Origin of the sequence: Streptomyces sp. NPDC002730 (assembly GCF_042888805.1) — a bacterium.
Lineage (GTDB): Bacteria > Actinomycetota > Actinomycetes > Streptomycetales > Streptomycetaceae > Streptomyces.
Genome location: NZ_JBIAQG010000004.1, coordinates 316,558 through 342,520, shown reverse-complemented (window position 1 = coordinate 342,520; position 25,963 = coordinate 316,558). Strand labels below are relative to the sequence as shown.

The 25,963-nt window shown below is 69.7% G+C and carries 20 protein-coding genes and 2 pseudogenes; 12 read left to right on the top strand and 10 right to left on the bottom strand.

Annotated elements, in window-relative coordinates; genetic code table 11:
- The first annotated feature begins 345 nt into the window (after nucleotides 1-345).
- The 4 genes from ACFYXH_RS12700 (at nucleotide 346) to ACFYXH_RS12685 (ending at nucleotide 6,713) form a co-directional block, all read left to right on the top strand.
- The gene (locus tag ACFYXH_RS12700) at nucleotides 346-1,296 is read left to right on the top strand and encodes an NAD-dependent epimerase/dehydratase family protein (protein ID WP_389562079.1); all 951 of its coding nucleotides are present in this window, start codon (nucleotides 346-348) and stop codon (nucleotides 1,294-1,296) included.
- A gap of 173 nt (nucleotides 1,297-1,469) precedes the next feature.
- Complete coding sequence (locus tag ACFYXH_RS12695) at nucleotides 1,470-1,934, top strand: hypothetical protein (RefSeq protein ID WP_389562078.1); 465 nt, start codon at nucleotides 1,470-1,472, stop codon at nucleotides 1,932-1,934.
- Nucleotides 1,935-2,424: 490 nt separating this feature from the next.
- The gene (locus ACFYXH_RS12690) at nucleotides 2,425-2,997 is read left to right on the top strand and encodes a hypothetical protein (protein ID WP_389562077.1); all 573 of its coding nucleotides are present in this window, start codon (nucleotides 2,425-2,427) and stop codon (nucleotides 2,995-2,997) included.
- The gene (locus ACFYXH_RS12685) at nucleotides 2,994-6,713 is read left to right on the top strand and encodes a hypothetical protein (RefSeq protein ID WP_389562076.1); all 3,720 of its coding nucleotides are present in this window, start codon (nucleotides 2,994-2,996) and stop codon (nucleotides 6,711-6,713) included. Before ACFYXH_RS12690 ends, ACFYXH_RS12685 begins: the two co-directional genes overlap by 4 nt.
- A 65-nt stretch (nucleotides 6,714-6,778) precedes the next feature.
- On the opposite strand, the gene ACFYXH_RS12680 is transcribed toward ACFYXH_RS12685, so the two are convergent.
- The 4 genes from ACFYXH_RS12680 to ACFYXH_RS12665 form a co-directional block, all read right to left on the bottom strand.
- A complete protein-coding gene (locus ACFYXH_RS12680; protein WP_389562075.1) occupies nucleotides 6,779-7,741 on the bottom strand; it encodes an alpha/beta fold hydrolase in 963 nt (320 codons plus the stop codon).
- Between the two features lie 45 nt (nucleotides 7,742-7,786).
- Complete coding sequence (locus tag ACFYXH_RS12675; protein WP_389562074.1) at nucleotides 7,787-9,388, bottom strand: adenosine deaminase; 1,602 nt, start codon at nucleotides 9,386-9,388, stop codon at nucleotides 7,787-7,789.
- A 292-nt stretch (nucleotides 9,389-9,680) separates the two neighbouring features.
- Nucleotides 9,681-10,148 carry a GNAT family N-acetyltransferase gene (locus ACFYXH_RS12670; RefSeq protein WP_389562073.1) on the bottom strand — a complete coding sequence of 156 codons (468 nt, stop codon included), beginning with the start codon at nucleotides 10,146-10,148 and terminating at the stop codon, nucleotides 9,681-9,683.
- A 5-nt stretch (nucleotides 10,149-10,153) separates the two neighbouring features.
- Entirely contained in the window at nucleotides 10,154-10,330 is a 177-nt protein-coding gene (locus ACFYXH_RS12665; RefSeq protein ID WP_389562072.1) for a VOC family protein, read from the bottom strand.
- Nucleotides 10,331-10,517: 187 nt separating this feature from the next.
- Between ACFYXH_RS12665 and ACFYXH_RS12660 the strand changes: the two genes are divergently transcribed.
- The 4 genes and pseudogenes from ACFYXH_RS12660 to ACFYXH_RS12645 form a co-directional block, all read left to right on the top strand.
- Nucleotides 10,518-10,967, top strand: coding sequence for an SgcJ/EcaC family oxidoreductase (locus ACFYXH_RS12660; RefSeq protein ID WP_389562071.1), 450 nt, complete (start codon nucleotides 10,518-10,520; stop codon nucleotides 10,965-10,967).
- 166 nt (nucleotides 10,968-11,133) lie between these two features.
- On the top strand, nucleotides 11,134-12,726 hold the full coding sequence (locus ACFYXH_RS12655) for a multicopper oxidase family protein (protein ID WP_389562070.1): 1,593 nt from the start codon (nucleotides 11,134-11,136) through the stop codon (nucleotides 12,724-12,726).
- 158 nt (nucleotides 12,727-12,884) lie between these two features.
- A complete protein-coding gene (locus ACFYXH_RS12650; protein ID WP_389562069.1) occupies nucleotides 12,885-14,780 on the top strand; it encodes a Xaa-Pro dipeptidyl-peptidase in 1,896 nt (631 codons plus the stop codon).
- Nucleotides 14,744-15,167, top strand: a pseudogene (locus ACFYXH_RS12645) (site-specific integrase); the annotation flags it as partial. The gene ACFYXH_RS12650 and the pseudogene ACFYXH_RS12645, both read left to right, overlap by 37 nt.
- Nucleotides 15,168-15,254: 87 nt before the next feature.
- Here the strand turns inward: ACFYXH_RS12645 and ACFYXH_RS12640 are convergent.
- Nucleotides 15,255-16,475 (bottom strand): erythromycin esterase family protein, encoded by a 1,221-nt coding sequence (locus ACFYXH_RS12640; protein ID WP_389562068.1) that lies wholly within the window; start codon nucleotides 16,473-16,475, stop codon nucleotides 15,255-15,257.
- A gap of 58 nt (nucleotides 16,476-16,533) precedes the next feature.
- Here ACFYXH_RS12640 and ACFYXH_RS12635 point away from each other — a divergent pair, with 58 nt between their 5' ends.
- Nucleotides 16,534-17,268 carry a TioE family transcriptional regulator gene (locus tag ACFYXH_RS12635; RefSeq protein ID WP_389562067.1) on the top strand — a complete coding sequence of 245 codons (735 nt, stop codon included), beginning with the start codon at nucleotides 16,534-16,536 and terminating at the stop codon, nucleotides 17,266-17,268.
- 170 nt (nucleotides 17,269-17,438) lie between these two features.
- Here the strand turns inward: ACFYXH_RS12635 and ACFYXH_RS12630 are convergent, their stop codons facing one another.
- On the bottom strand, nucleotides 17,439-18,164 hold the full coding sequence (locus ACFYXH_RS12630) for a siderophore-interacting protein (RefSeq protein ID WP_389562066.1): 726 nt from the start codon (nucleotides 18,162-18,164) through the stop codon (nucleotides 17,439-17,441).
- Between the two features lie 122 nt (nucleotides 18,165-18,286).
- Here ACFYXH_RS12630 and ACFYXH_RS12625 point away from each other — a divergent pair.
- Nucleotides 18,287-18,496: pseudogene (locus tag ACFYXH_RS12625) on the top strand (GNAT family N-acetyltransferase); the annotation flags it as partial.
- A 21-nt stretch (nucleotides 18,497-18,517) separates the two neighbouring features.
- Here ACFYXH_RS12625 and ligA read toward each other — a convergent pair.
- Nucleotides 18,518-20,650, bottom strand: coding sequence for an NAD-dependent DNA ligase LigA (gene ligA / locus ACFYXH_RS12620; RefSeq protein WP_389562065.1), 2,133 nt, complete (start codon nucleotides 20,648-20,650; stop codon nucleotides 18,518-18,520).
- A gap of 243 nt (nucleotides 20,651-20,893) precedes the next feature.
- Between ligA and ACFYXH_RS12615 the strand changes: the two genes are divergently transcribed.
- Complete coding sequence (locus tag ACFYXH_RS12615) at nucleotides 20,894-21,889, top strand: NAD(P)-dependent alcohol dehydrogenase (RefSeq protein WP_389562064.1); 996 nt, start codon at nucleotides 20,894-20,896, stop codon at nucleotides 21,887-21,889.
- Between the two features lie 25 nt (nucleotides 21,890-21,914).
- Here the strand turns inward: ACFYXH_RS12615 and ACFYXH_RS12610 are convergent, their stop codons facing one another.
- The 3 genes from ACFYXH_RS12610 to ACFYXH_RS12600 form a co-directional block, all read right to left on the bottom strand.
- On the bottom strand, nucleotides 21,915-23,138 hold the full coding sequence (locus ACFYXH_RS12610; RefSeq protein WP_389562063.1) for an alpha/beta hydrolase family protein: 1,224 nt from the start codon (nucleotides 23,136-23,138) through the stop codon (nucleotides 21,915-21,917).
- A 329-nt stretch (nucleotides 23,139-23,467) separates the two neighbouring features.
- Nucleotides 23,468-24,118, bottom strand: coding sequence for a TMEM175 family protein (locus ACFYXH_RS12605; RefSeq protein WP_389562062.1), 651 nt, complete (start codon nucleotides 24,116-24,118; stop codon nucleotides 23,468-23,470).
- Nucleotides 24,119-24,464: 346 nt separating this feature from the next.
- A complete protein-coding gene (locus ACFYXH_RS12600; RefSeq protein ID WP_389562061.1) occupies nucleotides 24,465-25,025 on the bottom strand; it encodes a GNAT family N-acetyltransferase in 561 nt (186 codons plus the stop codon).
- A 203-nt stretch (nucleotides 25,026-25,228) separates the two neighbouring features.
- On the opposite strand from ACFYXH_RS12600, the gene ACFYXH_RS12595 reads away from it, so the two are divergent.
- The gene (locus ACFYXH_RS12595) at nucleotides 25,229-25,801 is read left to right on the top strand and encodes a DM13 domain-containing protein (protein ID WP_389562060.1); all 573 of its coding nucleotides are present in this window, start codon (nucleotides 25,229-25,231) and stop codon (nucleotides 25,799-25,801) included.
- Nucleotides 25,802-25,963 lie beyond the last annotated feature (162 nt).

Below are 25,963 nucleotides of genomic sequence, written 5' to 3'. Positions count from 1 at the left end.
GCGGCCGGGGGGTAATGGGGGGCCGGCCCCCCCCGCCCGGCCCCCCCCCCACACCCCCCGCCCGCCCCCCGGCCGGCAGTGCGCCACAGGCCGCGGCGCGGCACGACCGGACGCCGCGCTGCCTCGCCTTCCGCGATTTCCGCGCACGCCCGCCGGCGCACGTCTGCCCGCCGTAGCGGCCCCTCAGGCTCCGGCCGCCGCCGGCCACGAGCGGCTCGTCTCTCACCAGTGACGACGCAAGCCTTCCGGCTGCCTCGACACATCCCCTTGCTAGAGGCCGTCATTAGAGTTACAGTCTCTAACTGTAGCGAGTGACAATAACTCACAGAAGAGACGGAAAACGCCATGTCTGCTGCTGAACACGACCTCCACGCAGTACTCGGCTCAGGGCCTGCGGGCACCGCGCTCGCCCAGGAGCTGGCGCGCCGCGGTCACGCGGTTCGCCTCGTCGACCGCAAGGCCGACGGACCGGCGGTCACGGGTGTGGAGCGGTACGCCGCCGATGTCAGCACCGCCGAAGGAGCCAGGGCCGCCGTCGCCGGTGCCGCCGTCGTCTACCACTGCGTCAACGTCGGCTATCACCTGCAGGTCGAGGTGATGCCCCGCATCCAGGAAGCTGTCCTGGGCGCGGTGGAAGCCGGCGGCGCGCGGCTGGTCGTGCTCGACACCCTCTACCCGTACGGCGAGACCGGCGGCGCGGTGATGACCGAGGACACTCCGTGGAAGGCGACGACCCGCAAGGGCCGTATGCGCGCCGACCTCGACGAGAAGTACCTCGCCGCCCACCGCGCCGGCCGCGCCCGTGTGGTCCTGGGCCGCTCCGCCGACTTCGTGGGCCCCGGCGTGGTCAACTCCACCCTCGGCGGCGCCGTCTTCCCCGGAGCGCTGACCAGCGGCGAGATCCTGGGCCTGGGCGACATCGATCTGCCGCACAGCTACACGTACATCGATGACGTCGCCGCGGGCCTGGCCACGCTGGGCGAACGCCCGGAAGGCGACGGCCGCGTCTGGCACCTGCCCACCGCGCCCGCCCTCACGACCCGCCAGATCCACGCCATGATCGAAGAGCGCGTCGAGCGGCCCTTGAGTGCAATGATCCTCGACGAGGCCCGCCCCTTCGGCCCCTTCGACGAGGCGTTCATGGCCGAGTACGCCGAGATGTTCTATCAGCACACCGAGCCCCAGATCGTGGACTCGTCGGCCTTCGAGGAGACCTTCGGCGTGCACCACACACCGCTCACCGAGGCACTGGACGCCACCCTCGCGTGGTACAGCGAGTGGCTCACCCGACAGTGACCGCCGTAGGCACATGCGCCGAACGGCGTCCGCCGGATGCAGCGAAAAGCGTAGAGCCAGAGGAGTTCCCTCACTTTTTGTGACTGTGGCCTGCGCGACTCGTGACACTGGTCGTGACCAGCTGTCATCACGTCGGTACCGCCCGGTGCCGAGCGGCAAAACGGGGGAACGGGATGGAGCCGATCGCTGCGAGCGCTGTCGTGGCGCTGATCGCCAGTTACGCGAGTCATCTGGCCGGTGTCGCCGGCAGTGTCATCGACACACTCGCCGCCGATCGTCTGCGCGGACTGTGGGACGCGGTGACGGACCGCTTCCGGAGCGAACCGCAGGCCGAGGGCGCACTACGGCGGCTGGAGGAGCAGCCCGACAACGCCAACCGGCGTGGTGCGGTCGAGGATCATCTGCAGGAACTCCTCGACACGGACCCCGAGTTCGCGCAGCGGCTGGCGGCGCTGGTCCGCACGGTGGAGGACAAGCCTGACGGCGGATCGTACGACCTCCGCGTCGAGCAGTCGGGGCCGGTTGCGGCCGGCGGTGCCAAGATCGACATCCGCGGCGGAAACATGGCCGCCGGACGGGACCTGTCGGTGCGCGGGCCGCACACCCCTGCACCCGATTCCTCGTCGGAAGGCAGCTGAGGCCGTGCGTGCGTTACTACGGGCGGCCGCCACGGCGGCTGCGGTCTGCGTGCTGCTCGCCGGGTGCGGGAAGCCCGGGTCGAAAGGCCGGTCGGACGCCGACAGTACGGGAGTCGACGAGCGTCCGCTCGAGACCTGGTCCGGCGGCGCCACCACGTCGGCCGGTGCGACGGCAACAACCGGGAGTACCAACTCCGGCAGCAGTACGGGGACTACCGGAACGACGACCGGGACCACAGGGAGTACGGGAACCCCGGGAGCCACCGGCCCCGCCTCCACCAGAGCGTCGGGCGGCCCCGGAACACCCACCGGCGGCGGCAACTCCGCCTCCGGATCGGCGACTTCCGGCCCCTCCAGCAGACCAGGCGGCACATCCGGCTCCGGCTCAACCACATCCGGCCACAGTGGCCCCAGTCGCCCGAGCGGGCCCAAGCGCTGCGGCCTGCCCGAACCCAGCGGCACGGAGGGCGGCCGGCGGGCCCAGACCCTGGTGTTCCCGTCCCCGGGCACGGACCACACGTACCCGAACCGCACCACCGTCCTTCGGGGCTGCGCCACTTCGGGCCTGCCGGTGAGCTACGCCTTCGCCTCCAGCGAGGACAGAGGGAGCTGCGTCCTCGGCACCCGCGACGGCAAGCCCACTGTCACCCTCAAGGACGCCAACACCGGCCGCTGCCGCGTCACCGCCACCCAGCAGGGCGACGCGACCTGGGCCGCCGCCGGACCGGTCATCGGCGACTTCGCCGTCGGCAGGCAGCCGGTCAGCATCTCTTGGGCCGATGCGAGGCGCCCGCTGCGGTATCCCGGCACCACTTCGGTAAGGATCAAAATCGACAGCCCCGACCCGTTCGCGGGCATGCTGCGCATGACGGCCGCCGGCGACTGCGGTGTCGGCACCGAAGCCACGCAGGAGAAGGTCTTCTACGTGAACGGCGAATCGGTCTTCCGCGTCCCTGTCATCACCAAAAAGGCAGGCTCCTGCAAGCTCGACGGGGTACTCATCTCCGACCACAGTGACAGCACCTTCCTGGACTCCCGCACCTACCAGGTGAACCCGGCATGACCGATCCGCCGCCCGGTGGGTTCCAGGACACCGGACCGGTCGCGTTCGACCACGGCGAGGTGACCATCACCGCCCACGGCGGCGACGCTGCGGGCCGCGACGTCAACAAGGTCCACGTCGGCCCTCTCTTCCAGTACATCGTCCAGCGGGAGCGGGCCGTCCGAAGGGACGGCGACCGCCGTCCGTATCCCGGCCTCGATGCCTTCGAGGAGGGGTGGGAAGACTTCTTCCACGGGCGCGAGCGAGAGACCGGACAGGTGCTCTCGCTGCTCGTACGGACCCCGGTCAGCGCCGTCGTCGGCTCTTCCGGCAGCGGGAAGTCCTCACTGCTCGCCGCTGGTGTTGCCAACGCGCTCCGCACCGGCACCCTGCCGGGCAACTGGTCCGTACTCCGGCTGGGACCGACCCCGCTCCTGGCGGAGCAGATGTGTGCCACGCTGCGGACCGCGTACGGGCCCCCGGAGCGTGAAGAGAACGGAGTCGTACTGCCGACCGCGGCTGGACTCCGGGCGGATCCCGCGCTCTTCGGGCGGCTCTCGGCGCGGCTTGCCCACCGCACCGGCGGCCGGGTCGTCTGGCTGATCGACCAGTTCGAGGCGCTGCTCGCTCCCGAACTTCCGCAGGCCGACCGGGACTTCCTGGTGCGCGCCGTGCTCTCCGTGTGCGACGCGGAAGCGGGCGCGGTTCATGTCGTGATCGCCATCCGCACCGATCTGTACCACCGGCTGGAGGACAGCTCGGAGCTGGCCACCCTCGTCGCCGCCCACCAGTTCTGGCTCCTGCCGCTCGCCGGTGACAGCCTGCGCGAAGCCGTACGCAGACCGGCCGAACAGGTGGGTCTGCGTATTGAGGAGCAGCTCGTCGAACGTATCGTGGCGGACGCCGGGGCCGGGGCCGGCAGCCTGCCGCTGATCGCGTACGCGCTGGAGCGGCTCTGGAAGCGCCGCGCCACGGACGAGCTGACCCTCGCCGGCTATCAGGAGATCGGCGGCATCGCGGCGGCGCTGAACGAGAGCGCCCAGCGCACCTGGGAGCGACTCGAAGCACCTCAACGCGCCACCGCCCGGCGGATGTTGCTCCGGCTCGCCTATGTGGGCTCCGGAGAGCGTCCGACCCGGCGTACGGTCCTCGCCCGGGATCTGATCACCGAAGTCGACGACGAGCGCGGCATTCTGGAGGTCGTTCGCCCATTCGTCGAAGCCCGGCTGCTGAGTGTCGGCATGCCTCGCGGCGGCAGCGAGCCGACCGTCGAGGTCGCCCACGAGGTGCTGCTGGAGGCCTGGCAGCAGCTGCGGGCGTGGCTGACGAAGGATCCGAGGGCCAAAGAGCTCCAGGACGAGGTCGCCGCGCAGACCGCGCGCTGGCAGGAGCAGAGCGAGGACGCGGGTTTCCTTCTGCCGGTCGGCCAACTGCGCCTGCTCGACGGTCTCGACGAGGAGCAGTGGTCGCTCAATGAGCAGGAGCGCCGGTTCGTCGATGCCTCCCGGCTCGCCGAGGAGCGCGTCCATGCGACGCGCCGGCGCGCCCGCAGGCTGCGCAGGCGCCTGCTGGTCACCGCCGTCGGCCTGGTGCTCGCGCTACTGCTGAGCGCGTTCACCTATTGGCAGCAGATGCGTACGGAGGAGGCGAAGACGGAGGCCGAGGCGCTGCAGCTGGCCGCGCAGGCCCGCTCGGCCGCGGAGGAACGCCGGGACGTCGCAGCGCTGCTCGCGCTGGGGGCCGTACGGACACATGACGCGCCCGCCACGCGGGCGGCGCTGGTGGACATCCTCGCCGGGACCGGCGGCCCGCTGGCCCTCTACGAACCACGCTGTGGCACCGTGGCGCCGAACGTTGTCACCACCGCGCCGGCCGCGGAAGCCCCGGGCACGGACGGCACGGTCGTACTCGGCTGCCCCGACGGGACGATCCGGCTGCTGGACGCGGTGACTGGTCGTCAGCAACGGTTACTGGAAGGCCGGAACACCGACGCCGTCTCGGCGGTGGCGCTGACGGAAGACGGTCTGCTGGTGTCCGGGGACGTCAGAGGTGGTGTGGTCGTACAGCGCACCAAGGGCCCCGACGCCGCGGCGCTTGTGGTGCGTACGGCCGTTCCGACCCGGATCGCCGGGATGGCGGTCGACGAGCGGACCGGAGTGGTCCTCGCTGCGGGCACGGACGGGGTGGTGTCACGGTGGCGCCTGCCCCGGCCGTCGGCAGCCGCCTCGGCGCTCGACGGACTGGCGCCGGTCAAGGTGTCGCGGGAACTCGCCGGGATCGCCGTGCACAGGCCTGGACGGGCGGCGGCAGTGATCACCGGGAACGGGCACGTCGTGGAGATCCCCACCGCACCTGGCGCCGCCGCGGTGCCCGGCACCGACCAGGTGCTGCAGGCTCCGCCCGAGAAGGGCCGGCCCGGCATCGCCGCGCGCGCCGGTGACGGCGAACTCACCGCCGTCGACGGCGCCCGGCTGAGCAGCTGGCCGGGACCGCCGACCCGGCCGCCCGGCACCGCGCCGGCTCCGAACACCACCGCTGTGGCCAGCGATCCGGGTTCGCGGACCGTGTACACGGGCGACGCGTCCGGCCGTATCCGCGTATGGTCCTCCGGCGCGGCACCTCAGCCGAAGGGCGAAGTACTCATCGGGCCACCGGCCGACCCGGTCGTCGCGCTCGCCACGGACGGGCGTCTGCTCATGAGCTTCACCCGGGCCAGGCGGCTCGTCGTATGGGATCTGTCCGACCGCCGCTCACCGGCCGCCACGCCTCAGCGGATCTCGGACCTCACGGTCACCGCGCTCGCCCACGGACCCGACGGCACCCTCGCCACCGGGGACGGCGTGGGCGTCGTCCGGCTCTCCGGCAACAGCCACGAGATCCGCCTCGGCGGCGGCGGGGTGACCGACCTGGCCTGGACGTCCGCCTCGACGCTGCTGGCCGCCACCGACGACGGCGCACTGCACGGCGTCGACCTGGCTCGCGGCACCCGCGCGCGGGTCCTGGCTCCCCGCGAGGCGGAGCTCGCCGCGGTCCGAACCGCCCCTGACGGCACAGCGGTTGTCGCGTGGAAGGACGGCCGGGTGCTACTACGGGCCCCGGATGGCCGGGAGCACCTGGCCAAGGGCGTGACCGGCGGAGAAGTAACCGCTCTGGCGGTCGGTCCGCACCGTGAAGTGGCCGTCGGCATCGGCAAGAACGCCGAGCCACGGATCCTGCACTGGCCGAACGGACGGGTGACCGATACGCCGCGCACGCTCACCGGCCACACCCTGTTCGTGTCCGCGCTCGCCTTCTCCCCGGACGGCCGCACCCTGGCCAGTGGCAGCGACGACCGATCGATACGCCTCTGGGACACCGCCGACGGCCGCCGTAACGGGACACTGCCCGGCCACGACGACACCGTCACGGCGCTGGCCTGGGCCGCAAACAGCCTGCTGGCGTCGAGCGGAGAGGACGGCACCGTCCGCCTCTGGGACCGCGCGACGGGCTCCCGGATCGGCAACCCCCTCCGCTACTCCGACACCGCGGTCACGACACTCTCCGCCTCCCGGGACGGCGCCGACCTGGTCGCCGCCAACGCCAACCTCACGGTCCGCTGGCCCTTCGCGCCGAGCGCATGGTCAGCCCTGGCCTGCGCCTTCTCCGGCGGCTCGCTGACGCCCGCGCTGGCAGCGGAGTACGCACCGGGCCACAAGGCACGTGACATGGACCAATGTGCGGCGAGCAGTAGCCACTGACCGGCCCAGCAGTGAGGAACCCCCCGACGACAACACGACCTTCAGGTCATCGACCGGTCCCGGCGCTACGACCCGGCCTTGACTCGGCCGACGACAAGCCTGATCGCGCTGATCGTCAGGTCAGGATCATGCATCTGCACATAGTGATCGCTTCCCGTGGCCAGGAAATGAGGGGTCTGCGGCCCCAGATCCACCAGAGTCTGCTGAACTTTCGGCCAGGCCCGCTCAAGACTTGTCAGGAGAGACTTCGGGGTGCGGGGCGGAACGGCGAAGGGCTTCGCCTTGCTGAGAACCGCGAGGGGTACATCCGGCATCGGCTGCGCTCCGGTAACTGCTTCAATTGCGCCGTCGACGTCAATGGTCTCGAAGCCACGTTTTGCGTCGAAGGCTGTACCTGGATGGTTGAGCAACTCCAGGTAGGCAGTCCAGTCCTTGCCAAAGAACGGCTTCATGTTCGTTCCGAAGGCATCGACGAAAACAAGTCCGGCTGTCTGCTTCGGATGGATCTGGGCGTACAACCGCGTGACCATTCCTCCGAAGGAGTGACCGACGAGCAGGTACGGGCCGGGGACTTTCGCCGCTGTCAGCAGCTTGTTGAGATCACTGACCATGCCGGTCAAGGAGCGCGCCCCGGTCACGGGCGTGCTGCGGGCGGTGAGAGTGGGGGGCTCCGTGTACCGGATGGTTCCGGGCCGGTCGTATTCACAAACACGGGTGAACATTGCGACACCGGGGAAGACCGCCGGGGACTTCGGTACGGGCGGCCGTGTATCGGTCATGTTCCAGGTGTCCGACGAGTCGTGGAACCCGGATTCCAGAATGACCGTGGGGCTTCCGCTTCCCTTGCAGTGCAGATAGATTTTGCGACCGCCGCCTACATCGACCTGACCGGAAAACTCCTTGGCCGACGGCGTAGGGGCGCGGGCGGGTACGGCGCTCGTCTCGACCGGGGTGCCGTCACACCCCGACAATGCCATCAGTGCTGCCGCAGCCAACGCAATGGTGAAGACCGGTAGGAAAGTGCGCATCAAACACTCCAGCGTCAATGTGGCTGCCAAGCCCGGCGGGAATGCTTAGTTGCGGACGGGCGCGAGAATCCGGCGCTCGAAGGCCTTGAACGCCGCCTCCTGCCGCCATTCCACCGCTGCCTTCGCGTTCGCCGCGAGGAACGCCGCACACCCCGGTCCCGGTGCGCGCAGCCCGGGACGATCCGCGACGCACTCGCGCACGGGGCGGTAGCGGTCCGTCGTGCGCCACAGACTGCGGCCCGGCAGGAACGCGTAGTCGAGCGAGGCGCGCGCCAGGTCCTTCAGTTCCCGGTAGGACAGGTCGTACGAGCGGGCCGCGCGCAGGTACTCGTCGCTGATGGTGATCCGGGAGACGCCCGCGTCATCCGTAGCCAGCACGACCGGGACGCCGCGCTGCCGGTAGAGCGGGAAGGGATGTTCGGGACCCGAGACCCCGAGGATCTGGTCGTTGCTGCTGAGCGGGACCTCCACGGCGACACGACGGGCTGCCATCGTCTGCAGCAGTTCGTCGGCCCTGTCCTCGTGCCGTACGTCCACACCGTGGCCGATGCGCTCCGCATGGGCGACGTTCACCGCCTCGGCGATATGGAAGCGCAGGTCTTCGGGCTTGACCAGACCGGGCGCCAGTTCACCTGCGTGCAGGGTGATGTGCGCCCGGGGATAGACACGGTGCAGATGGCCGAGCATGCGCATGTGCAGGCTGTAGTCCCGCAGCGATACGGCCCCGTCCTCCGGCTGCACCAGGTTCACGGCGGCGAACCGCGGGTCGCGTTCGGCCAGTTCCATGGCCAGCACCATCTGCGTGAAAACCCGCTCGGGAGCGCTGTTCCGCGAGACCTGGGAGATGAACCGGAACGGCACCGCGCAGCCCGGATCCGGCTTCGCACTGTCGCAGTGGGCGGTGGCGCGGAACTCCGCGAGGCCCTGGTCGGCTTCGGTCTGCGCCTGCCGCACGACCCGGTCCATGGCGGCGTCGGCCAGCAGCTTCTCGTGCAGCCGCGACAGGTTTGCGTCGTAGCCGACCCGGTCGGCGAGCTCCCTGGCGCCCTGACTGTTCGGAGTGATCATCAGCTCTTGGTAGAACTGGTTCTGCTTGGCCACCGTGTTCGACACCTCGGCCAGCAGCTTCCCGGGATGCCGCCAGGTCGCCTCGCCGAACTTGCCGAAGGTGGCGAAGAAATGGTCGTGCCCGGACTCCTCGCCCGGCGTGAAGTCCTGCATCGACCAGGCGCGCAGGACCTGCTGCCGGAATCCCGCATCGGTACCCATCTCGGCGGCGGGCCGACTGTTTGCCGGGCACGGCGGGGGCAGAGCCCGCTGAGTGACGATCTCGATGCACAGACCATCCGCCACGGCCAGGTCCATCAGCAGCTCGGTCGATGCCGCACCGGACAGATGGCTGTGCAGATCGCCGCCCTTGGGCAGTGCACGGAAGAACGAAGCCAGCTCCTCCGGCCGGTCACGGATGCTGTCCAGATACACCGACACGCGCCGCTCGGCCACCGAGGACGGGTACCCGCCGGCGTCAACAGCAGCGGCGTCGGCAGCGGCCTCGGCCGCAGGCTGTGCGGCGAGCAGGGCCGCCGCCAGGGGCAGCAGAACTGAGGCGCGGCGCTGCAGCGCGACATGGCACATCCCGTTGATCATGCTGGCATCGTGGCCAGCCCCGCCTCCATCAGATGCAGTGACAGGCCGTGATCACCTGAAAGAACGAAAGTCGGTCGGTCGAACGAGGGCTGATGGTCACTCAGGCGCGGCCGGGGCCTGCCGGTACGTGCCGCGCCCGGAGACCGGCAGTTCATACGTCAGAAGTCCTTGGCGGATTCAAGTCCCTTCCACCCACCCGGCTCACAGCCGAAAGGGGCAGCGGCCGTGTACGGCCAGCCGTGCGCGTGACCCCACCGGGCGTGCCGCGGACTGCAGTTCCCGCAGGCGGCGGTCAGGAGATCGGCAGGACCATTTCAGGCCGGTCCCACATCACCGCGGGTGGATTCGCGCTCACCGTGCCGATCCGGTTCGCTCCCACACTGCGATAGAAGCCCTCCGCCGGCGGATGCGAGACGATACGGACACTGGAGAGCCCGGCGCTGCGCGCTTCGCCGACCATGTGCTCGATCAGCTGCCTGCCGATACCCAGTCCCTGTGCGGCATCGGCGACGAACATCAGGTCGAGTTCCGACGGGGACAGTACGAGGGCGTAGAAGCCGAGCACTCTCTCGTCATCGCCGACGGCGAGGAATACCCGATGGGTCTCGATGTAGTCGGGTCCCACCCGGTATCCGGCGATCATCGGCGCGTACGGACCCTCGTACGCACGGGAGTTACGCACCAGCCGCGTAAGCCGCTTCGCGTCCCGGGCGGTTGCCCGCCTGATCAGTACGACCTCTCTGACTGCCCGGCTGCCCATTCCGGTCACCCCTGGATGAACAGGCGGAAGGGGTGGCCCGCCGGGTCCAGGAGAACGCGCGCGTCGTCCTGCGGCTGGACTTCGGCCGGGCTCGCGCCTGCGGCGGCCGCGTGGATGTCCTGAGGCCGCACGAGGTCGCGCCGGGCCCGCAGACAGTCGCCCGGTCGGCTGTTCGTGGTCATGCCACCACGGTAATCGGCCGCCGGGCGTGAGCCTCACCCTGTCACCACCAGGGTTCGCGGCGCCCCGGTCACGCCGCCCACCTGCAGATTTCACCCATGTTCAGGGAACCCCGTTGCGCACATATGCATTCGTGCATATATTGCAGTCGCGCAATCTTCAGCGGAGCGCAACCACCTGGAGTATCTGATGGACACCACCAACGACCAGCACGCGATCTCCACCGTCATCGCCGCCCTCGTCGAGGCCTGGCGCCTGCACGACGCCGACGCCTACGGCGAGCTGTTCACCGCCGACGCGACCTACACCACGTACCTCGGCACCCACTACCGGGGCCGCAGCGACATCACCGAAAGCCACCGCACCCTGTTCTCCGGCTTCGTCAAGGGCACCAGGCTCGCCGACGAGATCCTGGACATCCGCTTCTTCGGGCCCGACACCGCCGTGGTCACCGGCCGCGGCGACACCTACAGGGGCAAGCAGCCGAAGAAGCTCAGCAAGGTCCAGACATACACCATGGTCCGTGAGGCAGACGGCCGGTGGCGTATCGCCGCCTTCCACAACACCAAGTCCAAACCGCTCATGGAGAACATCTCCTTCAAGGTCGCCCCCGGGCTCGTGCCCGCTGCCCAGCAGTGAGCGCCGAGCAGCAGGCGGCGCACGAGGACGCCCCGACCGGCCTGGTGCAGACTCCTGATCGCCATGGCGGGCGGCACGTAAGCCGCCCCGGCTCCACCGGCATGCCCATGAGCTCCACCGACCAGCTCACACCACGCTGTCCATTCGATACGGGGGAATGCTCACCATGTCCGCTGCACGATTCGGTCGTCGTCGCCTGTTGCTGAGCGTGGGGGGTGCGGCACTGCTGGCCGGCGCGGGCTGGGCCACCAACTGGCTTGTGGCGTACAACAGACACGAACTCAGCAATGCCGGCACGCTCGACTTCACACGCCGGCTGAAGATCCCCCCGCTCCTCGACCCGTCCCCGTCCGGCGACGGGAGCAAGCGGTACGACCTCACACTCGCCCCCGGCCGCACCGAACTCCTCCCCGGGAAGAAGACCGACACCTGGGGAGCGAACGGCAGTTACCTCGCCCCCACCTTGCGCGCCCGCCGCGGCGACAAGGTGACCATGAACGTACGCAACAACCTGCCCGAGCCCACCACCCTGCATTGGCACGGCATGCATCTGCCCGCCTCGACGGACGGCGGCCCGCACCAGACGATCAACGCCGGCGCGACCTGGCGGCCTCGGTGGACCGTGCGGCAGCCTGCCTCCACCCTCTGGTACCACCCGCACCCGCACGGCTCCACCGGCTCGCACGTGTACCGCGGCGTCGCCGGGATGATCATCCTCGACGACGAGGAGTCGGACCGTAACGGCCTCCCGTCCGCGTACGGAATCGACGACATACCCCTGGTGATCCAGGACAAGAACTTCCACGACGACGGATCACTCGACTTCAGCGAGACCAGCCTCAGCGACGACATCGCCGCCGTCGACAACATGGGCGTGCTCGGCGACACCATCCTGGTCAACGGCACCTACGATCCGTACTTCGAGGTCACCACACGCCGCGTACGCCTCCGGCTGCTCAACGGCTCCAATGCGCGGATCTACCAGCTCGGTTTCCCCGGCGACCGGAGCTTCCATCTCGTCGCCACCGACAACGGCGTACTCAAACGCCCGCAGGCGCTCACCCGACTGCGGCTCGCCCCCGGCGAACGGGCCGAGATCGTCGTCGAGTTCAAGCCCGGTGAGGAGGCCGTGCTGCACAGCTTCAAGCCGGATCTGGGCATCGGCTTCCCCGACAGGCGCTTCGTGGGCGGAGACGACACCTTCGACATCATCGCGCTACGCGCCGCCGCCACCCTGAAGGACTCCCCCCCGCTGCCCACGCAGATCGCGGGTGCGCCGGCGGCGATCGAGGTCCCTGGCTCCGCCAAGAAGAGGAAGTTCACGTTCGTCGGTATCCAGATCAACGGCAAGACCATGGACATGAACCGGGTCGACGAAGTGGTGGCTGCCGGAGCCACCGAGATCTGGGAGATCGAGCGCGGTGACGGCTGGCTGCACGCCTTCCATCTGCACGGCGCCACGTTCAACGTACTCGAGGTGAACGGCCGGGAACCGCCCGCCCATATGCGGGGCCCCAAGGACACCGCGTTCCTGCCGGTCACGGGCACGATCAAGCTCGCGGTCCGGTTCGACACCCTCACCGACGACAAGACGCCGTACATGTACCACTGCCATGTCCTGCGCCATGAAGACCAGGGCATGATGGGCCAGTTCCTGGTCGTCGAGCCGGGCGAGGAGGGCAACGTCAGCACCACCCTCACCGGCGGCTCCGCCTCGCACCACGCGCACGGCCCCCAGGAGGAGGAGTCTCCGCGATGACCCACGAGGCCGCCTGCGACCTGGAACCCAGGACCGCGCGGGCCGCGCGACACGCGGGCCGCGCGTGACGGGAGGGGGTCTGGCGCCGGGCGCGCGCACGCGGTGGAATGTGCGCGCGCTTCCCGCGTGATCGTCACTTCCCGGGCCCTGGAGGCACGATGGCGAGACCCACTGTTGTCCGTACGGTACGGAGGCTGGGCGTCACGGCCATCGCCGCCTCGTTGCTGGCGGCGCTGCCCGCCCCCGTCGCGCAGGCGGACGACCCGGCGCTGAGGATCGTCGACAACCGGACGCAGCCCGTCTTCTCCCGCGCCGACGCGGTGTTACAGCAGGTGGACATCGAGACGGCGACGGACAGCGACGGTGACGGCAGGCGCGACACCGTCCGGATGCGGATCCTGCGGCCCAAGGAGACCGATGCGTGGCTCAAGGTCGCCACGATCATCGAGGCGAGCCCGTACTGGGCGGGCGGCAACGACGTACCCAATCACGGCGTCGATCTCGACGAGGACGGGCTGCCGGTCGCCGCAGCGCTCCGGCCGTACCCGAACCGGCCGGCGCTGACCGGGCCCTCGGTGCCCTGGGGCGGGTACTACGACAACTACTTCCTGCCGCGCGGCTACGCGGTCGCGCAGCTCGACAGCGTCGGCACCGGCGGCTCGACCGGCTGCCCGACCTCCGGCGGGCGCAACGAGACGCTCGGCGCGAAAGCTGCCGTCGACTGGCTGAACGGCCGCGCGAAGGGCTGGGACCTGAATGGACAGCCGGTCGGCGCGGCCTGGTCGACGGGCAATGCGGCGATGATGGGCATCTCGTACAACGGCACGCTGCCAACGGCCGTGGCGACCACCGGCGTTGAGGGTTTGAAGGCGATCGTGCCGATCTCCGGGATCTCCTCCTGGTACGACTACTACCGGGCCAACGGCGGCGTCTTGGCGCCGGGCGGCTACCAGGGAGAGGACACCGATGTACTCGCCAAGTACGTGTACAGCCGCGCCGACCGCGAAATCTGCAAGCCGGTCCTGGACCGGCTGACGGCGGAACAGGACCGGGTGACCGGTGACTGGAGCCCGTTCTGGCAAGAGCGTGACTACCTCAAGGACATCGGGAGGATCAAAGCCGGGGTCTTCGTCGTGCACGGCCTCAACGACTGGAATGTGAAGACCAAGAACGCCGGGCAGCTGTGGGAGGCGCTGAAGAAGAACCATGTGCCACGCAAGTTGTGGCTGCACCAAGGGGGTCACATCAATCCGATGCCGCTGCGGATGGAGGAGTGGCTGAGCCAGATGCACCAGTGGTTCGACCACTGGCTCTACGGCCTGGACAACGGTGCGCTGGACGCGCCGCCGGTCGACGTCGAGCAGGCGGACTTCAGCTGGCGCCAACAGTCCGACTGGCCGGCGCGCGGCACGCGTGATGTGACGCTGCGGCTGAACGCGGACGGCCTGTCGCCGCTGCCGAGTTGGCCGGTGAAGCAGTCGTTGTCGGACGCGGGTCGTACGGTCACGGCGGAGCAACTCGTCACCGATCCGGACGGGAAGAACGCGAACCGTCTCGCGTACGCCACCGGCCCACTGGTGAGGGATGTGCGGGTCAACGGGGTGCCCGAGGTGTCAGTGCGCGCCTCGCTGGACGGCACATCGCCCTATGTGACGGCGCTGCTCGTCGACTACGGCACCGACACCCGCGCTACGGCCGGGACGCTCACGGACACGTCGCAGGAGGTCTGTTACGGCGAGGGGATCCCTGGCGACACGGGCTGCGCGTACCGGACGAAGCACCGTACCGAGACCGCCGATTTCAAGATCGTGTCGCGCGGCTGGCTGGACGCCCGCAACCGCGACTCCATCGCACACCAGGACAAGGTGGTGGAGGGACGCGAGTACCGGCTGGAGTGGGGAATGCAGCCGCAGGACTACGTCTTCAAGAAGGGGCACCGGCTGGGTGTGGTGCTGATCTCGACGGACTACGACTACACGCTCCGCTACCCGGCCGGGACCCGGATGACGGTACGGACCGGGGTCAGCAGCGTGACCTTGCCGGTCGCGCGGTAGCAGCCGCTGGGGCCTCGCGGCGGCGGGCCGGCCGAGAGCGCCCGGCTCGCCGCCGCGGCCCGGTGTTCGTCACCCACCGCCGCCCTGGCCCCGGCAAGGTCGTCTCGCCGCTCGATGTGTGCCCGGACACCGGGCCGGCCCGGCTGTCGTACGGGCAGGCCCGCGAGCTGCTGGACCGGCACATCGCGTCAGCCGGGCAGGGCACCGGCTGGGAGCCGCACGAGTGGAGGCACTCCGGCCTGACCCACCTCGGGAAGGCCGGAGCGAGCCTGCTGATGCTCATGGCCGAGTCGAGGCACGCAAGCCGGAAACGTGAAGCGGTACTTCAAGCCGTCACCGGAGGCCATCGCGGAGGTCACCAGCCTGCCGGCACCCGGGGGCGCCCGGCCCTTAGCGGTCGTATTCGCCGTTGACGGCCGGAACGCCGCCCGCGCCTCCGAGGCGCCCCGACTGGCCGGACTGCTGATGGTGGCCCTAGCTCTGCGGGACGTCCTTGACGAACACGATGCCGTCGCTGTCCGCCAGGTGGGCCGGGTCAAGCGGGGCGTAGCCGAACCAGGGGGATACGCGGGGCGCGGGCCGCGTATCGCCGAAGACGGTGGCCAGCCGCGGGGCGTCGACGACGCAGCGGTCCTCCGGGAGCGCGTACAGGAGTCCTTCGACGGTGTCCGGCGGCGGCGTGTCCACTCCCTGGTGCCGGATCGTGCCGAGGGCCGTGGCCACGAAGGCGTATTCCTCGCCGAGCTGGGCGCTCACCAGTGCACCGGCGCACCACCACTCCAGCGGCATCCCGCCCATCCGCATCGAGCTCTTGGCCCGTTGGAGATGGGCGTTCTGGGCGTGGACCAGTGCCGGGCCCCGTTCGGCGACGGCGAGGAGGTTGTGGGCCATCATCTGGTCCCGGACGCCCACCAGCCGGGTCATGCGGACCGGTGAGGTGTCGGCCATCCAGTGGTGGTAGCGCAGCAGGCCGGTCGCGGTGCGCCCGTACAGGCGCGCCCGGTCCCAGTCGTCCCGCGAGGTCGTCACGAGCAGGTGCGGCGTCTGCTGGTCGAGCAGTGCCACCAGATCGTCGGCGAGCAGCCGCAGTTGGCCGGCTTCGGCCGACTGCCCCGTGGACTGGGACGGGTCCATCATCGCGGCGGGATTGGTCCACCGGTCGTCGGCGCCGAGCAGGCGGTCGAGTGTGTCCGCGGTGCAGGGGAGCAGGTCCGCGTCCACCCGGGCCGACGCGAGGTAGTCGTGGAGTGCGGTGAGGGCCTGCCGGGGGCTCGCGGCGTGGGTGATCTCCAGCGGGCCGTCGAAACCGGCGAAGCGGAGCCGCTCGGACGCGGGCCGGCCGTCCCTGTCGGCGCGGCCGTTGTAGGCGCGCATCCAGCGCACGAGCTCGCGGTTGGCCGCGGAGGTGCCCCAGCCGTGGCTGATTCCCTGCTCCATGACCTCGTCGAGAGTGCCCGTGCCCGAGGTGACGTAGTCGTCCACGACCAGGCCCATCATGCAGTCGCTCTCGATCGCGATCGTCCGGTAGCCCTCCTGCTCGACAAGCTGCCGGAAGAGCTCGTTGCGCAGATCGAGCAGAGCGTCCTCGCCGTGGGTGGGCTCGCCCAGGGCGAGCAGCCGAGGCCGGGCCGGGAGCAGCCTCATGACGGCGGCGGCCTCGACGGCATGGGCGGTGTCCTTGATGTCAGTAGCCATGCCTTCAACGGTATCGCTGAACCTTCGGTTGAGACTTTTCCGCGATATCGTCAGGCCCGTGGGACGAAACCTTCAAAACAGCGAGCGACTCAGGCCGGTTGATCTGGCGCGCGGGCACGGTCTGTCCACGCAGGCGATCAGGAACTACGAGGAGGCCGGCATCCTTCCGGCCGCCGATCGCACACCCCACGGCTACCGCACCTATACCTCGCTGCACGCGCGGGCTCTGGGCGCGTTCCTCGCCCTGGTGCCCGGCCACAGCCACCAGACGGCGACGTCGATCATGCGGGCCGTGAACCAGGGCGCGGTCGATGAGGCGTTCCGCCTCATCGACGAGAGCCACGCCCAACTACTCGACGACCGGCGGACACTCCAGGCCGTGGAGAACGCTCTCCGCGACCTGGCGCCCACCACGGCGTCCGAACCCGACGCGGCGGTGTCCGGGCCCGGCGGCACGTTCATCGGGCCGCTGGCAGGGGAGCTCGGAATCCGGCCCGCGACGCTGCGCAAATGGGAGCGCGCCGGGCTGGTGCGCCCGCGCCGCGACCCGCTGACCGGGTACCGCGTCTACGACGAGGCCGACGTACGGGACGCCCGGCTGGCCCACCAGCTCAGGCGGGGCGGCTACTTGCTGGAGCAGATCGCCCCGCTGATCGCCCAGGTGCGGGCGGCCGGCGGGCTGGAACCGCTGGAGGCCGCACTGTGCGACTGGCGCGGCCGACTGTCCGCCCGCGGGCGGGCGATGCTGACCGGGGCCGCCGAGCTGGAGGTGTACCTCCGCGAGCGCGGATGAGACTTCGGCCGCCGACCGAAGAGAACAAGGGGCACCAACGGTTCCGTCTCGGCTGACCCGTCCGCCGATGTCGGCCTCCTGGTCCTGGGCTGAGCCTTACTCCTCATCGACCGCAGCCGGATCACGCAGGGGAAGGTGACGGCTCCCAGCGGCCGCTGCTGAGCCGGCACTCAGGCGGTGCGCCAGTATCCGAGGGCATTGACACGGTCCTTCGGCAGGCCCAGGTCCTTGCGTACATACGTGGTGAGGGCCCGGGTTGTCGTTGTGTCGCAGGCGATCCAGACGTAAGCGTCGGCCGTGTCATGGAGCAGGCCCGGCAGAGCGGTCTTCACCTCCTCGACCAGGTGGGCGCCGGCGTCGCGGCGGGGGATCCTGAGCAGTTCGTGGTGGGCGGGGTCCAGCCGTAGCGGCAGGTTGTGGTCCGATTCGTGCGTCGTCTCGAACCAGATCGTCGCGGGCACCTGCGGAAGCGCGTCGAGCAGGGAGTTGATCGCGGGGAGCGAGGCCGGGTCGCCGACGACGAGGAGACGCGTCGGCCGTGGGTCGGGCGTGGCGAAGCCAGTGCCCTGGAGTGTCGCTTCGATCGTGTCGCCCGGCTGGGCCTTGCGCGCCCAGCCGCTCGCGCAACCGTCGTGCAGGGCGAACTCCAGGCTGAAGGTCCCGGCGGCGGGGTCGGGATCCACCAGGGTGTACGCGCGCTGATGCGGCTTGCCGCCGTTGTCGAACCAGACGCGGACCCACATGGTGGGGTGCACGCCGGTCAGTGCGAGCATTCCGCCGTCGGTGAAGTGCACCCGTCGGAAATGCTCAGTGATCTCCTCTGCCCCGGTCACGGTGAACTCGAAGTCCTTGCCGCGCATCAACTTGAGGACGACGCCCTCCCAGCCATGACCCACCACGTACTCCTCCCCACAGGCCCGGGATTGTCTCCCGAACATCCCTCCATCAAGTTAGGTCAGCCTAACCTAATGGAGTCGAGGAGCGGGGTGAGCCCGCCGACGGCGGCACGGAGCGCGGCTTCACCGGCGGCCTCCTCAACATGCTCATCGGCCACGCGCTGGCCGACCCCGAGCACCGGCGGATTGTCGTCGAGCCGGACGCCCGCAACGAGAAGGCCATCGAGCGGATGGTCCGGGCGGGTTTTGTGCTCGGGCCCGAGATCGACAAGCCGGAGAAACGGGCGCGGCCGGCCTTTCTCAGCCGCGACGCGGTCGGGCGCCGCGGCTGAGTCCTCCATACCGCCGGCCGGTCAGCCGGTCTCGTCGAGGAAGTCGGCCACCAGGTCGGCGAACTCGTCCGGAGCGACGATCCGGGTGCCCAGCTGCCCGGCCTTCTCCCGCTTGGATCCGGCGTTCTCACCGGCCACGAGGAGTGAGGTGCGCTTGGAGACGCTGGAGGAGCACTTGCCGCCGGCCCGCTCGATGAGTTCGTTCATCTGGTTGCGGGAGAGCTTCTCCAGGGCTCCGGTCATGGCGCCGGTGACCACGACGGTCATACCGTCCAGCGGGCCCGCGTCCGCGGCGGGCGCGGCCTGACCGCCGGCTTCCCCGCCTTCGGTATCGGAGGCGTCGGCGGCGTCGGCAGGCGGAGTCGCGCCGGGTTCGGTCATATTGACACCCGCGGCAGTGAGGCGGTCGATGAGCGGAGCCAGTTCGGCAAGCTCGGCCACAACCACCTTGGCCTTCTCCACGCCGATGCCCTCGACCTGCTGCAGGGCTTCGGCGTCGGCGGCTCGTATGTGTTCCATGGTCGCGAAGTGGCGGGAGATACGGCGGGACATGGAGCGGCCCGTGCCGCGTACGCCGAGCGCGCAGAACACCCGCGACAGCGGTCGCGTCCTCGCTCCGTCGATGGCCGCCAGGAGATTGTCGGTGCTGGTCTCCCCCATCCGGTCCAGGTCCAGCAGCTGACCGCGGGTCAGCGTGAACAGATCGGCGAAGTCGGCGACGAGACCCGCCTCGACGAGCTGGACGACGCGGGTGGCGCCGAGGCCCTCGATATCGAGCTGGTCGCGTCCTGCGGCGTACGAGACGGAGGCCACCAGACGGCAGTTGCGGCCCCGCACACACCGCCAGCGCTGCTCGGAGGTGTCGATGTCGGAGCCGCACTGCGGGCACACCTCGGGGAAGACGATCGGCTGCTCGTCACCCGTGCGCAGATGGGCGACGGGCGCCTCGATGCGGGGGATGATGTCGCCCGCCTTGTAGACCATCACCTGGTCGCCGATGCGCAGGCCGCGGCGGGTGATGTCGGCGGGGTTGTGAAGGGTGGCGTAGCTGACGGTCGATCCGTCGATCTCCACCGGCCGCAGTACGGCGCGTGGCGCGATGACCCCGGTGCGCCCCACATTCCACTCGACGCCGAGCAGGGTGGTGACCTTCTCCACCGCCGGCAGCTTGTACGCGATGGCCCACCGCGGCGCCCGGGAGCCGGAGCCTGCCGCTGCCTGGTCGGCGGCGCGGTCCGCCTTGATGACGATGCCATCGATACCGAACGGCAGCTCCGGGCGGAGTGCGGCGATCTCGTCGATGCGCGCCTGGACCTCGTCGACCGTCTTCAGTGTGCGGGGCGCGACGGCGGTGGTCTCGGCGGTGTGCACGCCGAGGTCCGCGACGTAGGTCATGAGCTCGCTGTGCGGCCACTCCCCCATCCGCTCGGCGAGGTCCGCGTCGGAGGTCGGCAGGGGCAGCACGCCGTAGCCGAAGAACGTCATCTCCACTGTGTATTGGCGGTCCTTGGCGCGCAGTGTGCCGGCCGCGCCGTTGCGCGGATTGGCGAACGGGGCTCCGCCGTGCTCCGTGCGTACCGTATTGGCATGCTCGAACTGCTCGGTGGTCATGAGGACTTCGCCGCGCACCTCGAGCGTGACCGGCTCGGCGAGCCGGTCGGGCAGGCCGATGATGGTGCCGATCGCGTGCGAGACGTCCTCTCCCGCGCTCCCGTCGCCGCGGGTGATCAGCCGGGCGAGCCGGCCGTTCTCATAGCGGGCGGCTATCGCGAGGCCGTCCAGCTTGGCCTCGACACTCCACTGCTCGACCGGCCGGCCGATCCGGCGCTCCACCGAGGCGGTCCAGGACAGCAGCTGTTCGGCGGAGAAGACGTTGTCCAGCGACAGCATCGGCACCGTGTGCGGCACATCCCCGACCGCCGCTCCGCCGGCGACCTTCCCGGTCGGCGAGGCCGCCGATATCTCGTCGGGATGAGTCTCTTCGTAGGCGGCGATGCCGCGCACCAGACGGTCGTACGCGTCGTCGTCCAGGGTGCTCTCGCCTGTCGCGTAGTAGGCGGCGGCGGCCTTGGTGGCGGTCCCAACCGCCTCTGTGTACGCGGCGGCGTCGGCGAGAGTGGCGGCAGCGGCCTGAGCGGCAGGTGAAGTCGTCATGGCTCTCATAGTGCCGCCCACCACTGACAATGGCCCCGGCCCGCGCGTTCGGCGGCGCCCGGGCGACTTCGCCTCGATTGCCGTGAGGCGGTTCCGCGGCTGTCGGCCGCGGGAGATCCGTGCGTCACCTAGGGATGGTCCCCGATGCCCGCGCCGAGGGCGTTCGTCTACGGTCGCGAGTAGTGCGGAGCTTTCCGGCCGGCCGGCCCTTCCGCACCGAACTCGTTCGTTACGGAGAACCCGATGAAGGCAATCGTCCAGGACCGGTACGGCTCACCTGACGTCTTGGAACTCGGGGAGGCCGACAAGCCGGTGCCCGCCGCCAGAGAGGTTCTCGTACGGGTCCACGCGGCGGCGGTCAACGCGCGCGACTGGCACGTCATGCGCGGCGACCCGTACATCGCGCGACTGATGCTCCCCTCCGTGTTCGGGTTCGGCGGACCCAAGAGACAGATACGAGGCAGGGACTTCGCGGGCCGGGTGGAAGCGGTCGGCGCAGACGTGACACGGTTCCGTCCTGGTGATGAGGTGTACGGCGACCTCGGCAACGCCGACGGAGCATTTGCCGAGTACGTGTGCGCCCCGGACGAGATGGTGGAGCCGAAACCGGCCAACCTGACCTTCGAGCAGGCGGCTGCGATGCCGCTGGCGGGCAACACCGCCCTCATGGGCCTGCGCGACGTCGGGCGAGTACAACCGGGACAGCACGTCCTGGTCAACGGCGCGTCAGGAGGCGTGGGTACGTTCGCCGTACAGATCGCCAAGTCGTTCGGCACGGAAGTGACCGGCGTGTGCAGCACCAGAAACGTGGACCTGGTCCGGTCGCTCGGTGCGGACCACGTCATCGACTACACACAGGAGGACTTCGCCCGGAACGGACGGCGGTACGACGTCGTGTTCGACCTGGTGGGGAACCGTTCACTGACCGAATGCAGACGCGCGCTGACGCCCGCGGGGACGCTCGTCATGTCCGGCGGAGGCGTGTCCGGCGGCGGCAGTCCTGTCGGGCCGATGGGTCTCCTCATCAGGGGGCAGGCGCTGTCACCCTTCGTCCGCCATCGGCTGCTCGCACTCACGGAGTCGCCGGGCAAGGAGAATCTGGCGGCGCTGAGGGAGCTCGCCGAGTCGGGAAAGGTCACCCCGGTCATCGACCGGACATACCCGTTGAGCCAGGTACCCGAGGCCATCCGGTACCTCGAAGTGCAACACGCGCGCGCAAAGGTCGTCATCACCGTGTGAGGCGATGGATGTCATGCCGCAGAGGTCAGCTGCCTGACAGCTTCTCCTGCAGCCAGTCGAAGACGACCTCGCAGTGCTGCTGCGGGGCCATCGGGGAACAGTGCAGCTGCGCGCCGGTGGCCGTGGTGAGCTTCACGTAGTCCTTGGGAGCCGTCAGCTTGTCGAACATCTGGCGCGGCTGGCCGGGATAGAACTGCTCGTAGTCGTAGTCGAGGACAAGCGTGGGCATCTTGATGCGGGCCACGACGTTCGTGATGTCCAGCGACTCGATGAGTTTGGCGGGGGTGTAGAAGTCGGTGAACATCTTGCCCTTACGGGCGTCGAGCATCGCCGGCACGGAGAAGGGCTCGATGCGCTTCTTCATCGTCGCGGCCGCGGACGGAGGCAGCTCGGGGACGACCTCCTTGTTCCAGATGCTGTTGGTCTCCTCCTTGTCCGGGGTGAGGATCTTGCGGAGCTCCGGAGGAAAGCCCAGCCAGGGCGCCAGCACGCCGGGCATCGCCACCAGAGCGGCGATCCTGTTCTCGAAGGCCGCGGCCCGGGGGGCCAGATCCCCGGCCATGCTCAGCCCGGTCAGGGCGATCCTGCCCGTGTCCACGTCCGAGCGGGCGGCCAGCCAGTCGACGAGCGGCGTGACCACGGTCTCCCAGCGCGGCGTGAAGACCACCTGGTCGACGAAGAGCAACTGCCCCTGGCCGGGCCCGTCGTACACGAGTGCGTTCCAGCCGCGCTCCAGAGCGGCCGCGACGCCGTAGGTCCACATGTCGACGTTCTGTCCGTCGCTGCCGTTCGTGAGGATCACGGTGGGGCGCCGCCCGCCGGAGTCGTCCGGCCGGAAGAGCCACACAGGCAGCGGGGTCTTCCCGTACGGGACGTTCGCCGTCACTGGTGCCGGGTCGCACAGCTCGCAGAACTTGTCCCAGGCGCCGCGCCCGGCTTTGTACAGCTGCTCCTCGCTGCCGGGGTCGTCGGAGCCGAGGACGAAGAACAGTGCCTGGCCGTAGTACTGCGCGGCCCGCAACGCGCGGAAGCGTGTGGTCTCCGTCCCGGGCTTGCTGCCCTGGGGCGCCTCCATCAGCTGATCGCCGAGTTTCTTGAAGGTCTCGGTGTACGTCTGCGCGGAGAGGCCGGCCTTGTTGATCGCGTTCACGGCGGTGAGCACCTCGCCCACCTCACCGGCGCCGTAACCGGACGCGCCGAGCGCGAGGAGCCCGTTGAAGTTGAGGGCCGGGTCCTTGAAGAGCGTCATCACCCCGGGCGTGGGACCGCCCGCCGGGGCGGAGGCCGACGCCGGGCGACTTGGAGTGCCCGCGTTCGCGGGCGACGCGCCCGACGAGGTGCACCCAGCGGCAAGCACGGTCCCGGCCCCACCGGCGAGCCCTGCAAGAGCGGTGCGGCGGGTGGGGCCGGATGCTCGATCACTCGATACGTTCGTCATGCCGGCCGAACGTACGACCCGCGCCTCCCGGCCACTCTCCGCGACACCCGCCGTTACCCCGAACGGCGCTTCACACAGTCCCTGGGTGCCTCAACGGCGCGGAGGCAGGTGCCCCAGCCCCACGCCGACCTGACGGAGTCCTACCGGGCGCCGAACTGCTGGGCGGCCGCGCGCAGGCGCTTGCCCCGCCTGCCCGTCACCGACTTGACCGGGATCAGCACCAGCCACCACAGCTTCGCGCCCGCCGGCGAGACGAAGGCGAGCGGCACGGCGACGGCGAAGACCAGCACCGTCGCCGCCATATCGGCCACATCGTTGCGCGCGACGGGATCGGGCAGCGCCGCGCTGCCCAGCCACGGGCGCTTCCACACTGCGACGGTCAGCGCGAGCTGTGTGGCCCCCATGGCCGCGACGGCGCCGGAGTAGACGGCCACCGACTGCGACAGGTCCCCGTACTCGGCCAGCAGGGTGGTGGGGAAGGGCATCAGAGCGACCAGCCCCAGGCTCAGCAGCCCGAGCCTGATGACCGTCCCATCCACTTCCCGCGTGTACCGGAAGATCTGGTGGTGGCCCCGCCAGAACGCCGAGATGACCAGAAAGCTGAGGGCGTACGCCCACACGTTGGGCATCACATGCCCCAGCGCGTGCTCGAAACCGGCGGGGTCCAGCCCGGCGGGCAGCGTGATGTCCAGCGCCAGCAGGGTCATCGCGATGGCGAACACGCCGTCCGACAGCGCGAGGAGTCGGGCCGCGCTCCCCTCGTCGTCCCGCACTCGCTGGTGGCCGTTCACAACCGCCCACCCTAGGGTCGAATGCTCCGGAATGCCCCGATTGATCCCTTGAACGTGCTGAGCCGCCCGCCGGACTTCGTAGCCTGGGCGGCACTGCCGGGAGTGCGGTGATCCGCTGCCGCTGGGGAGGTCGGTGGACGCGGTGACCTGTTCGGGCCGGTGCAGGGCTTCGCACGCACCCGCTCGATCTCCGCTTTTGCGCCCATACCGGCCCGACGAACCGCCTTCGTCTGATCATGTGCTCCGACCAAGGTGCACGTGCCCACGACGATGGCGGTGAGGGTGAGTCCGCCTGATGCTCTTCCGCGAGCCGGCGGACGCGGTGCTGTGTGCGCCGGGGACATGCTTACTGCGCGATCCGGATGTGCAGATGGCCGTCGAGGGGGAACGGGGGGTATGGCGGCAGCGTCGACTGGTAGACGTATCCACATTTCTCGGCGACGCGGCAGGAGGCGGCGTTGTCCACCTGATGGAGCAGTTCCAGGTGCTGGAGCCCGTCGTCGGCGAAGGTGTCGAAGGCCCAGACCGTGACCGCCTCGAGGGCGCGCGGGGCCACACCGCGGCCCCGGGCTTCGGCCACGGTCCAGTAGCCGACTTCGCCGGACGACTCGGCGCGATCGGGTCGTTTGACCGCCACATTGGCCACGAGTCTGCCTTCGCCACTGTCGCCGTCGTCCCGTTCCTCGAGCACGGCGAAGCCGAGATGGTCCCCCGCGTCCCAGCCCCGCTGTCGGACGTCCAGCCACCGCAGGGCGTCATCGTGACTCTCCACCGGCACCCTGGTGAACCTCCGCAGGGCGGGATCGCGGTATGCCTCGAGCAGTGCCGCCAAGTCCTCTTCGTGCCATGGGCGTATGAGCATGGCGGGTGCGGATGACGTGGCGGGCACGCGCAGGGCAACGGTCATCGAAGTCTCCCCCTCGTACGGTCTGCGCCTGATCATCCCTCAGCGGTCCTGGTCACGCAGAGCGATGCCGCACCGAGCCCGGTCCGGACGACGTAAGACTTTCGTCATCGTGCTCAGCCCTTCCGGCCGGCTCGTCCTGACGTTGAATTGAGGCGGGGGCCCTGGGCGGGCCCGGTCAGGACCGGCGATGACAGGAGACGACAGTGGGGCGCATACGGAAGTGGCTCGGCAGACCGTGGGGTGTGGCAGCGCTGGTCGTCGGTCTGGCAGTGGCCGGTGTGGGGCTGTACTGGTTCCAGCCGTGGAAACTGTGGGTGGACGAGACCGTGAAGGACCCGATCCCCACGGCGTCCGGCACCCTGGGCCCGGCGGACCCGGCCGAGCCCACGGCCGGAGTGACCAAGGCCCCGGCGCCTGCGACGCCGCGGACACTGGCCTCCGGCGAGCTGATCAGCCATGAGCACCGTACGCGTGGCTCGGTGAAGGTACTGCAGCTGGCCGATGGGACGCGCACGCTCAGGCTGGAGAACCTCGATACGAGCAACGGCCCCGATCTGCGGGTGTGGATCACCGATGCCGCGGTGAAGGACGGCACCGCCGGCTGGCGCGTCTTCGACGACGGGAAGTACGTCAGCCTGGGCAAGCTCAAGGGAAACAAGGGGGACCAGAACTACGCCCTGCCCGCCGATCTGGATCTGAAGCAGTACACCAGCGTCAGCATCTGGTGCGACCGGTTCGACGTCTCCTTCGGCGCTGCCGCGCTCGCACGTACCTGATTTTGCTCCGTACAGGCGCCCCTCAGAACGGAAGCACTCTCCCCGACGGGGTCCGCAGGTCGAGATCGCGGGCGGGCTTGCTCCGCACCGGTTTGCGGACTCTGATCTGCGGAGCCTTGACCATCGCACTCACCTCTCAGGTCGCAGCGTTGCACAACAGGC

Coding starts and splice junctions, on each gene's coding strand:
- ACFYXH_RS12700 (WP_389562079.1), top strand. CDS start 346: ATGTCTGCTGCTGAACACGACCTCCACGCAGTACTCGGCTCAGGGCCT.
- ACFYXH_RS12695 (WP_389562078.1), top strand. CDS start 1,470: ATGGAGCCGATCGCTGCGAGCGCTGTCGTGGCGCTGATCGCCAGTTAC.
- ACFYXH_RS12685 (WP_389562076.1), top strand. CDS start 2,994: ATGACCGATCCGCCGCCCGGTGGGTTCCAGGACACCGGACCGGTCGCG.
- ACFYXH_RS12680 (WP_389562075.1), bottom strand. CDS start 7,741: ATGCGCACTTTCCTACCGGTCTTCACCATTGCGTTGGCTGCGGCAGCA.
- ACFYXH_RS12675 (WP_389562074.1), bottom strand. CDS start 9,388: ATGATCAACGGGATGTGCCATGTCGCGCTGCAGCGCCGCGCCTCAGTT.
- ACFYXH_RS12670 (WP_389562073.1), bottom strand. CDS start 10,148: ATGGGCAGCCGGGCAGTCAGAGAGGTCGTACTGATCAGGCGGGCAACC.
- ACFYXH_RS12665 (WP_389562072.1), bottom strand. CDS start 10,330: ATGACCACGAACAGCCGACCGGGCGACTGTCTGCGGGCCCGGCGCGAC.
- ACFYXH_RS12660 (WP_389562071.1), top strand. CDS start 10,518: ATGGACACCACCAACGACCAGCACGCGATCTCCACCGTCATCGCCGCC.
- ACFYXH_RS12655 (WP_389562070.1), top strand. CDS start 11,134: ATGTCCGCTGCACGATTCGGTCGTCGTCGCCTGTTGCTGAGCGTGGGG.
- ACFYXH_RS12650 (WP_389562069.1), top strand. CDS start 12,885: ATGGCGAGACCCACTGTTGTCCGTACGGTACGGAGGCTGGGCGTCACG.
- ACFYXH_RS12640 (WP_389562068.1), bottom strand. CDS start 16,475: ATGGCTACTGACATCAAGGACACCGCCCATGCCGTCGAGGCCGCCGCC.
- ligA (WP_389562065.1), bottom strand. CDS start 20,650: ATGACGACTTCACCTGCCGCTCAGGCCGCTGCCGCCACTCTCGCCGAC.
- ACFYXH_RS12615 (WP_389562064.1), top strand. CDS start 20,894: ATGAAGGCAATCGTCCAGGACCGGTACGGCTCACCTGACGTCTTGGAA.
- ACFYXH_RS12610 (WP_389562063.1), bottom strand. CDS start 23,138: ATGACGCTCTTCAAGGACCCGGCCCTCAACTTCAACGGGCTCCTCGCG.
- ACFYXH_RS12600 (WP_389562061.1), bottom strand. CDS start 25,025: ATGACCGTTGCCCTGCGCGTGCCCGCCACGTCATCCGCACCCGCCATG.